This is a genomic window from Trichocoleus sp. ST-U1 (assembly GCF_039961835.1).
Taxonomy (GTDB): domain Bacteria; phylum Cyanobacteriota; class Cyanobacteriia; order Cyanobacteriales; family FACHB-T130; genus FACHB-T130.
Genome location: NZ_JAMPJZ010000137.1, coordinates 1 through 8,678, shown reverse-complemented (window position 1 = coordinate 8,678; position 8,678 = coordinate 1). Strand labels below are relative to the sequence as shown.

11 protein-coding genes are annotated in these 8,678 nt (G+C 40.9%); 7 read left to right on the top strand and 4 right to left on the bottom strand.

Features of this window, described 5'->3' with window-relative positions:
• The first annotated feature begins 214 nt into the window (after positions 1 to 214).
• The 3 genes from NDA06_RS25800 to NDA06_RS25790 are packed head-to-tail and all read left to right on the top strand — an operon-like array spanning position 215 to position 1,257.
• Positions 215 to 451 (top strand): hypothetical protein, encoded by a 237-nt coding sequence (locus NDA06_RS25800; RefSeq protein WP_190986577.1) that lies wholly within the window; start codon positions 215 to 217, stop codon positions 449 to 451.
• On the top strand, positions 442 to 762 hold the full coding sequence (locus NDA06_RS25795; RefSeq protein ID WP_190986576.1) for a hypothetical protein: 321 nt from the start codon (positions 442 to 444) through the stop codon (positions 760 to 762). The genes NDA06_RS25800 and NDA06_RS25795 overlap by 10 nt, the downstream gene beginning before the upstream one ends.
• A 3-nt stretch (positions 763 to 765) precedes the next feature.
• On the top strand, positions 766 to 1,257 hold the full coding sequence (locus NDA06_RS25790) for a hypothetical protein (RefSeq protein WP_190986575.1): 492 nt from the start codon (positions 766 to 768) through the stop codon (positions 1,255 to 1,257).
• 42 nt (positions 1,258 to 1,299) lie between these two features.
• Here NDA06_RS25790 and NDA06_RS25785 read toward each other — a convergent pair whose 3' ends face one another.
• The 4 genes from NDA06_RS25785 to NDA06_RS25770 all read right to left on the bottom strand — a co-directional run bounded on the left by NDA06_RS25785 (position 1,300) and on the right by NDA06_RS25770 (position 3,876).
• The gene (locus NDA06_RS25785; protein WP_190986574.1) at positions 1,300 to 2,082 is read right to left on the bottom strand and encodes a phosphonate ABC transporter ATP-binding protein; all 783 of its coding nucleotides are present in this window, start codon (positions 2,080 to 2,082) and stop codon (positions 1,300 to 1,302) included.
• On the bottom strand, positions 2,067 to 2,522 hold the full coding sequence (locus NDA06_RS25780) for a GNAT family N-acetyltransferase (RefSeq protein WP_190986573.1): 456 nt from the start codon (positions 2,520 to 2,522) through the stop codon (positions 2,067 to 2,069). Before NDA06_RS25780 ends, NDA06_RS25785 begins: the two co-directional genes overlap by 16 nt.
• Before the next feature lie 5 nt (positions 2,523 to 2,527).
• The gene (locus tag NDA06_RS25775) at positions 2,528 to 3,442 is read right to left on the bottom strand and encodes a putative selenate ABC transporter substrate-binding protein (protein ID WP_190986572.1); all 915 of its coding nucleotides are present in this window, start codon (positions 3,440 to 3,442) and stop codon (positions 2,528 to 2,530) included.
• Between the two features lie 287 nt (positions 3,443 to 3,729).
• Positions 3,730 to 3,876, bottom strand: a complete 147-nt coding sequence (locus NDA06_RS25770) for a hypothetical protein (protein WP_242047517.1) — start codon at positions 3,874 to 3,876, stop codon at positions 3,730 to 3,732.
• A 279-nt stretch (positions 3,877 to 4,155) separates the two neighbouring features.
• Between NDA06_RS25770 and NDA06_RS25765 the strand changes: the two genes are divergently transcribed.
• The 4 genes from NDA06_RS25765 to NDA06_RS25750 all read left to right on the top strand — a co-directional run.
• Positions 4,156 to 5,541 (top strand): serine/threonine-protein kinase, encoded by a 1,386-nt coding sequence (locus NDA06_RS25765; protein ID WP_190986571.1) that lies wholly within the window; start codon positions 4,156 to 4,158, stop codon positions 5,539 to 5,541.
• 198 nt (positions 5,542 to 5,739) lie between these two features.
• A complete protein-coding gene (locus NDA06_RS25760; RefSeq protein WP_190412641.1) occupies positions 5,740 to 6,369 on the top strand; it encodes a DUF4178 domain-containing protein in 630 nt (209 codons plus the stop codon).
• A 7-nt stretch (positions 6,370 to 6,376) separates the two neighbouring features.
• Complete coding sequence (locus NDA06_RS25755) at positions 6,377 to 7,840, top strand: spermine synthase (RefSeq protein ID WP_190986569.1); 1,464 nt, start codon at positions 6,377 to 6,379, stop codon at positions 7,838 to 7,840.
• Positions 7,833 to 8,678, top strand: an 846-nt coding sequence (locus NDA06_RS25750; protein WP_348251921.1) for a peptidoglycan bridge formation glycyltransferase FemA/FemB family protein, incomplete at its 3' end; no start/stop codon positions are given. The genes NDA06_RS25755 and NDA06_RS25750, both read left to right, overlap by 8 nt.

Sequence of the window (8,678 nt, the reverse complement as noted above, 5' to 3'; positions counted from 1 at the left end):
GTTCGACAATGAATATGATTTAGCCCTTGCTGTAATGGACGGCATGGAATCACGGAGTGAACAAGGGGGATATACGTTAGAGCGTTTTAGGTTTAAATCATCCTAGCTACTTACTTCTTTAAAAAATACTACAACAAAATCTGCTATGCGGATACGGATATAACTCTGGAAGATTATCAAAATCAAGAAAGGCAGGGCAAAGCTCAGAACCGGGTTGGCAACTACAAAACCCATGATGGAACTAAGCACTGGAATCAATGGATTTATCGGACAGAATCGGATACGCCATATCCCAAAAAAGCAGGCAACTTTGGATGGAATGAACTGCTTTGCATTGAATTTGATACCCAACCAGGAACTTGGGTTTACTCAAATACAAAATTTAATGATTTACAGCAACGAGATAGAAGTAATGCTATACGTCGTTTTCCTCGTCCAGACTTGGTTCTAAAAGCTACCGATTCTTCTTTAAGAATAGTTGATTACAAAGATTTACCGCTTGAGTTTTACCTAAATTCAAACTCTGACCCCACAATAGCAGAAAAATACACAGAGGATATCATCAAACAGCTTACCTATGAATTGGCTCTACAGCAAGAATATACTGTTGAATCTAATATATTTTTTATTCCTTACTATTACGAATCTGTTTCAAATACTAAATTGGGAGAATATGAACCACAAGTAAATATCAAAGGTATTAAGATATACAAAGCTAACTTCTTTGTCATTCAAGAAACGTATTTAAAGCCAACCTTGTGAGTTATGGAACTAAAAATAATTCAACTTCAATCAGAAAATTTAGGTTTTTATAGTAATTATGTTCCTCTAATATCTTTTAAAAACAAAAAGCAAAAAGAGGCGACAGAAGATTATATACTTGAGCAGGTAAAAGATTTTTTTAAGAAAGTAGCAATCGAGCTAGATATTGATAAAAATCAACTTCCTTATCAAAAAAATATTACAGAGGAAGATTTCAAAAAGATTGATGATATTAGCTATTTTTACGAAAACCTATTCTATGACTTAGGTGAACGGGGAAGTGACAATAAATTAAAAGTAAAAATAAAGTGGGGGATCACTTTCGATGAAAAATGCGTCCCCTGTTACTTAGGGTCTGTTAATCCAGGTGATGGAAATTCACCGGATATAAAAAAGGAACGACGTTACGGCACTATAGACATCAACGGAACCCCAGTATTTTACTACATTTATTTCACACTTCAGGAAATATTGGATGTTATTAAAAAAATATAAAGACCTTTAAATTCCTTTTAAACACGTTACAGGAGTTTTATACTATATCGAACTCAGGTCGTACAACTCCTTAATCATTGCATCCGAGAGGTCTTCAGCGGGAATATCAAACAAAATACGCCCATGTTGCAGACCGATAATTCGCTGATAATGACTGCGAGCAAATTCTATCGCGTGGACACTGGTGACTAAAGTTTTCCCGGTTTCTATACTCAACTGGCGCAATAAATCCATAATCTCGCGGCTGCGTTCGGGGTCGAGGCTGGAAATGGGTTCGTCGGCAAGGATGGCGGTGGGATTTTGCACGAGGACGCGAGCGATCGCTACCCGTTGCTGTTGACCACCAGAAAGGCTATCGGTACGTTCGTAAAGTTTTTCTGGAATCCCCACCTGTGCCAAAGCTTGATGAGCAGTTTCGACTTCTAAAGGATAAATCAGCGAAACTGCTGCTTTGAAAAACGACCAGCGCCCTAGATGTCCTGCATTAACATTGTGAATCACCTGCAAATTATCAACTAAGTGGAATTGTTGATAAATCGTACCAATTTGACGCTGGACTTGACGCAGCAACTTTGGACGCAGATGAGCAAGGTTTCGACCCAGTACCCAGACTTCTCCTTGAGTGGGTAGCAGCGTACCATTGAGTAAATTAATTAGCGTACTTTTACCGGCACCGCTAGAACCAACCAGTGCCACGCGATCGCCTGCCCAAATCTGCAAGTTAATATCAGAGAGAGATTCAAAGCGTCCAAATTGCTTAGAAACGTTTTTCAGTTCAAATATTGGCGCAGATGAGTTCCTTTCTCTGCTTAGTTTGCTATCCATTTAGTCATGAGATAGCGATCGTGCTCTTTAAAACCAGCCTTCCGATATAAGTTTTGTGCTGGTGTATTTTTCCGTTCGACTTCTAAATGAAGTGCTTGAATTCCTAGAGAGGGGCAAACACTTTCTATAAACTGAATTACGCTCATGCCTACCCCTTGCCCCCGATAACTCTCTCGGATGTAGAGTTCATCAATAAATGCATCACGCCCTCGAAATTCCAAACTGTAGCCAAAGGTAAGGACGACGTAGCCAATCGCCTCATCACCATGCTGGATCAGCCACACTCGTCCTAGAGAATCATCATGCAAAATATTTGATAACGCCGCGCGAACAATGGATTCATCAAATTTTAGGTGTTCAAACTCGTAGAACTCTCGTATAAACTCCATCAGAGTTTCGATATCTGATTTTTCTGCAATTTTAAAGTTAGCTTCTGTCATTTACATCACTTTATTTTGCCAATTTCCCGGCCAATCTTCTCAATTTGAGCATAGTTGGAATTTTGGGTAGGAATAAATTTAGTTGCTTGTAAAAGGTCGAGAATTTCTTTTTGCTCTGGTACTTTGGGGTCTAGTTTTAAAAAGGCGTTTTGCACTTTTTTAACAAAATCTTCACCGTAGCGCTGTTTGACATCGGGATGAATGACCCAGTGATAGTCGTAGTAGGCGGGCGTCTCCCAGAGGACTTCGACTTTGTTCAAATCTACTTCTTTGGCATCGACTCGCTTTTTCCAGACGCTTTCATTCACAGCACCGACATCGTAGGTGCCTGCTTCCACCAATTTAATCGTCTTATCGTGATCGCCAGAAAAACCGGCTTGACCTTTCAAATCTTCAAGCTTGAGTCCAGCTTGTTGCAAGAAATATTGAGGCATTAAACGCCCGGATGTTGAAGATTCGCTGCCAAAAGTGAAGCTATGTTTTTTTAGTTGTTGCAAACCAGAAATATTTTTAAATGGCTTCAGTCCAGCCTTTTTGTTAGCGATGAAGAGACTGTGAAATTGGGCGTCTATGTCGCGTTGAGCGATCGCTTCTGCACCGGGCACCTGCAAACGTGCCTGAACGCCTGTCAATCCTCCAAACCAAACCAAATCCAAATCCCCTACTTTAAAGACAGTAACCGCCGCCGTATAGTCAGTAACCGGCTTATACTCAACCGGCACACCCAGTTCCTTTTCCAGATAGGCCGCTAGCTTGTCATACTGACGCTGTAATTTTTGCGGATCTTGATCGGGAATTGCACCGATTGTCAGAGGTTTTGCCTCAGTTCCACCGTTCGTCGCTGAAGTCCCGGAGGGGTTGGGCGAACACGCTGCTAGCGGTAGCAACAACAACACACCGGACAACAATATTTTTTTCATCCCTGACTTGGCTCTCCTCATTTTGACTGGCATACAAACCTACGCTAGAAGCGACCCATGCTGGAAATGGGGTGTAGCGAGGGTGCCAGAAGTCAGTGTAAGCGAACGGCTACCCTTATGCCAAAATTAACCCTAGTGTCGAGGCGGCTTTAGCAATGGTTTGGCATCCTGGGCAGAAGTTGCAGGGCGGACGATACATTATTGAGAGGCATTTGGGTAAAGGTGGTGGGATCACCTATCTTGCTGAGAATAAATGCAATCAAAAGAAGGGCAAGCGATCGCATTCTCTATTCGCGCCTGTCTTCAAACCAATCTTGCCCACCCGGTAACTGAGTTAAATACTCATCAATCATGTCAAGTAAAATACTTGCTGAATGAGCATACGGCAAAGCAAGTAATTGTTGAGCTGTCAAAATTATCTGAGTTCTATCCACCTTTTCTTCATCTAATCCAGCCCCCCTAAAATCGTCAAAGTTTCTTTATCGCGTCCCTCAATGATGCTATTTCGTAAATCCATGAGTTCCTGAGTCATAACAATTGCCTTCATCTAGGCGTTTCTACGCTGAATATAGCACTCAAAAACAAGAGCGATCGGTCTTCTCTCACCTTTGTTTCCTTCCGTTATGGAGCCTTCTGGAATAGGTCAAATACTTAACAAAACTGGCACCAAGGGTATGGCAAAATTAGCCTAAGTGTCAGGGAAAGTGTGAGGAATGGTTTGGGCCGCTGGGCAGATGTTGCATGGTGGAAGATACATCGTTGAAAGGGTGCTAGGAGAAGGAGGCTATGGCATCACTTTTCTAGCTAGGGACAAAAAAGGGAATTTTGTCGTCATCAAGACGCTGAATGAACGGGTACTGACTAAACGCGAATTTACAGCGTACCGAGACAAATTTAATCGAGATTTCCAGAAAGAAGCGCTGCGACTCGCTGTGTGCCGACACCCTAATATTGTGCAGATTGACAATGCCTTCTCTGAAGGACAGTTACCTTGCATGGCGATGGAGTATGTTGAAGGAGAAAACTTAGAGCAGCGCGTACTTAATCTGGGTGTTTTGTCGGAAACCGAAGCATTACACTACATCCGCCAGATTGGTGACGCACTAACTTTCATCCACGATAGGGGCTTTTTGCATCGGGATGTGAAGCCATCTAATATCATGGTGCGTGCCGAAAAATTCCAGGCGGTACTGATTGATTTTGGCATTGCTAGGGAATTTATCCCCGATATAACGCAGACTCATACGCAAACCTTTACTCCAGGCTTTGCTCCAATTGAACAGTATGCTCAGCAAGCAAGACGGGGCGAGTATACGGATGTTTATGCACTCGCGGCGACGCTCTACTATTTGCTGACTGGAGAAGTCCCGCTACCTGCGCCTGCGAGAGCTGCGGGGATTCGGTTAAATTCACCGCAACGCCTCAATTCCAGTATTAGTAATTTAGCCAATCAGGCGATTCTGAAAGGGATGGAATTTCAAGCGGAGGAACGCCCTCAGTCGGTGCAGGAGTGGCTAGAATTGCTTAATCTTAATAAGATTTCTACTTACAGTTTTAAGCAGCCAGTATCTAGCAATATCCCGGTTTCAAAAACTTATAATGCCAGTTCAATCGCTACAAATCGTAATTTTTTAACAAATCGGCAAAGTTCAGCGTCAAAAATAGATTACCGGCAATTACAGACTTTTTTAGCGTTAGGAAAGTGGCAAGAAGCGGATGAAGAAACCACGACTGTTATGCTAAGAATTTCTGGTCGAGAAACGGAAGGCTGGCTGAGAGTAGAAGATATCAAAAATTTTCCAATGTCAGACCTTCGGATCATTAACCAACTTTGGATAAAACACAGCAAAGGACGCTTTGGTTTTAGCGTCCAAAAATATATCTGGGAAAGGATCGGAGGGACGAGAAGCGCAAATTATGAGATTTTGTGTATTTTATGCGATCGCGTCGGATGGCGGATTGATGGCGCTTGGGTTCCTTATGAAGAATTTATCTTTGATTGCGATCGCGCTCCCGCAGGTCATCTTCCTAGCGGATATGTTTTTTGTGAAGTTGGTTGGTGGGTCGGGTTATTGAACCTCTTCTATCGCCTTGAGTAGATGATTATAAAAAATTAATATTTTTATGAAGTCTTATTGATTATTTTATGAAGTTAAGAGCTGTGTGAATATAATAAATGCTGCCTACGCTAAGTCGCTCTATTAACCAGCAAAAATGCCGGATATTTTTTTAATAAAATAAACTTAAACTCAAGATTTTTTCTACATTCAAACAAAATTTGAGCAGAGCAAAATTTGATGTATCCCATTACTACGAAAACTCAACTTGAAAATTTACGTCCAGGCGATCGCATAAAATATTATGGCGTTCAGTGGCAGATTAAAGAATACAGCACTTATGACGATTCCTATGGATATGAAACAACGGAGTGGTTGCTAAAATCTCAGGCAGGAAAAGAATACTACTTGCTACGAGAAATTGATCCGCAAAATCCTGAATCCTTAGTCAATTGGTATCTTGCCGAAGAAATTTCAGACCCTAAGATATTTGAACCAGAATCACTGAATAATTTGGCTATTCGTTTTTGGCACGATATGCAAGGAGGAAAAATGCCTTACCCAGAATTACAAGCCTTGGGTAAACGCTATTACTTTGAATCATCAACCAAGGGTAATTATGAAGGGGATGAAGAGGAGACATCTCGAATTACGTGGGATTATTGGGACAAGGATCATCAATGGAATTTAGCAATTGAAGCTTGGCCTGATGGCAAACGACATATTTACTCTACCAAAATAGTAAAACCAGAAGATTTTTCTCACATTGAACGAGGAGCGAAAAAGAGTTTTTTGGAAAGCGTGATTTTCCAAGCATTAGTAGCCAGTTTCATGATGGCTTGCGGAATATTGTTGATGGTATTCGGATAGTAAAAAAATGCCTACATCTTTATTTATTGAACAACATAACAACGGATTGGCTTTTTATATCAATGGTGATTTGCAATTTGATACCGCTGATGAAGCCATTTATCACGAGTATTTAGTGATTCCATCGGTAGCACTAGCAGTCAAACGATTTCCTCACACAGAGTTGCAAGTCTTGATTTGTGGCGGCGGAGATGGATTAGCTGCACGGGATGTGTTGCGATTTCCTGAAGTGAGTCACGTTGATTTAGTAGATTACAACCCAGAAGTTTTAGAACTCGGTAAAAATGTATTTAAAGAATTTAATGAGGGCAGCTTAGAAAGCGATCGCTTGACAATCTACACGCAAGAAGCTTTTGAGTTTTTATCGACAATTAAAGAAAAATCTTATCACGTCATTATTTGCGATTTTACTTATCCTAGTTGTACAGAAGATACGGCGATATACAGCCAAGAATGGTTTAAAACTATTAGTCGGGTTCTTTATCCAGGTGGAATTATTAGCACGAATGGTGTTTCTCCAGAAAATCGGACAACAGGTTTTTGGTGTTTATATCAAACCTTGTTAGCTGCTGGATTGATGGCAAAGCCTTTACAATTAACAATCCCATCCTTTCAAAGGCATGATTATGGCAATTGGGGGTTCTTCTTAGCGTCTCCAGTTGCAATTCAGCGTTCTGAAATAGAAGGAATTACCCTACCTGAAAATTTACAGGCGATCGCGCTTAAAAATCTGCTAAAAGTGTTTGAGTTTGAGAATGCGATCGCGCATAGCCGCCACAGCATCAATATTCACACCCTGGATTGCCCGCAGCTATTTTACTACTTACTAAATCCTCATATTCAATCGCCTCAAATTATCGAAGCAATTGATGAAAAAACCATTAATTTTTTAGACATTGAAGAAGCTGGAACTGGACTGATAGGGTTGCGGGATCTCCTTCAGCTAGAATCAACCGCCCAAAGGTGGTTAGAAGAAGTTCAGGGTAATGAGATAGATACTAGCAAACTATTGCCGGTACAACATCCTTATCACAACCCAAAGATGACAGCAGAATGGTTAGCCCACCTTCAAAAATTACTATCAGAAATCGATTTATCACGTTTATTGGGAAGTATTTTAGAACGTGCTCAAGAACTGCCGCCTCAGATTGCCGCTGAACTAAAACAATTGTCTGATAAAATCCGCACTGGACAGCAAATTTTAACGCTATCACCACGAGCAGCAGAATTTATTATGATGCTCTCAGTAACTTTATTAATGGCCAATTTAGCATCTCCAGATGCTGTGTTTGCCAAGGGATACTATTCAGGAAGTAGCCATTCTCCTGGCTCTAGCGGCTATTCGGGAGGAAATACTTATTATAGCGAAGGAGACTGGAGTTGGTTTAATAGAACTATAGGATTTGTTTTGACGGCGGCTGGTGGTATTTGGTTGATAAACTTATTAACAAATCGCTCGAATAATGACTGACATTTTAGATGTAAATAATGGGCACAAAATTCAATTAGAAGAATTATCTTTAACCCTTAGACTACTAAATTCAGAAGAACGCCATCATTGGGACTTGCTTGTGCAAACTGCTCCCGCAGGATGCTTTATGCAGTCTTGGGCTTGGGCAGACTTCAAAGAATTGGAAGGATACAAAACCTCCCGTTATGGTTTATTTTACAAGCAAGAATTATTGGGAGGATGCATTTTTTATTTTTATCCCCATCCTAATAAAGCCAATTTATTAGTTGCTCCCGGTGCCCCTCTGCTACCTGAAAAATTGGAAAAAGAAGGAATGCAGATATTAGTGAAAGAAGCGGTATCTTTAGCTGAAAAAATAGGAGCGGTTGCCCTACGAATTGAACCTTTATGGCAGCAAAAACTAGATTGCCTTTCCGGGTTTATGCGTGCCCCTGCTGATTTATTGCCCTCGGAAACTCTGTTAATTGATTTACAATTAACAGAAACTGAAATGTTAGCAACTATGAAGCCAAAAGGACGATATAATTTGCGTTTGAGTTGGCGTCATGGTGTAGAAACTGAATTTAGAACAGACTCACAGGCAATTCCTGTATTTTACGATATTTTTTGGGAAACGGTAAAACGCCAGCAGTTTTTTGGTGAACCCTACAAATTTTTCATTAATCTTTGCCAAACCTTGTTTAAGGCAAATATGGCAGAGCTAGGTTTCGCAATCTGGCAAGGAAAAATATTAGCAGCTATCTTAGTTGTTTATTGGGGCGATCGCGCAACTTATCTCTACGGCGGACGTAGTTTTGAACATCCGGAAGTCATGGCAACTTACAGTTTACACTGGGCT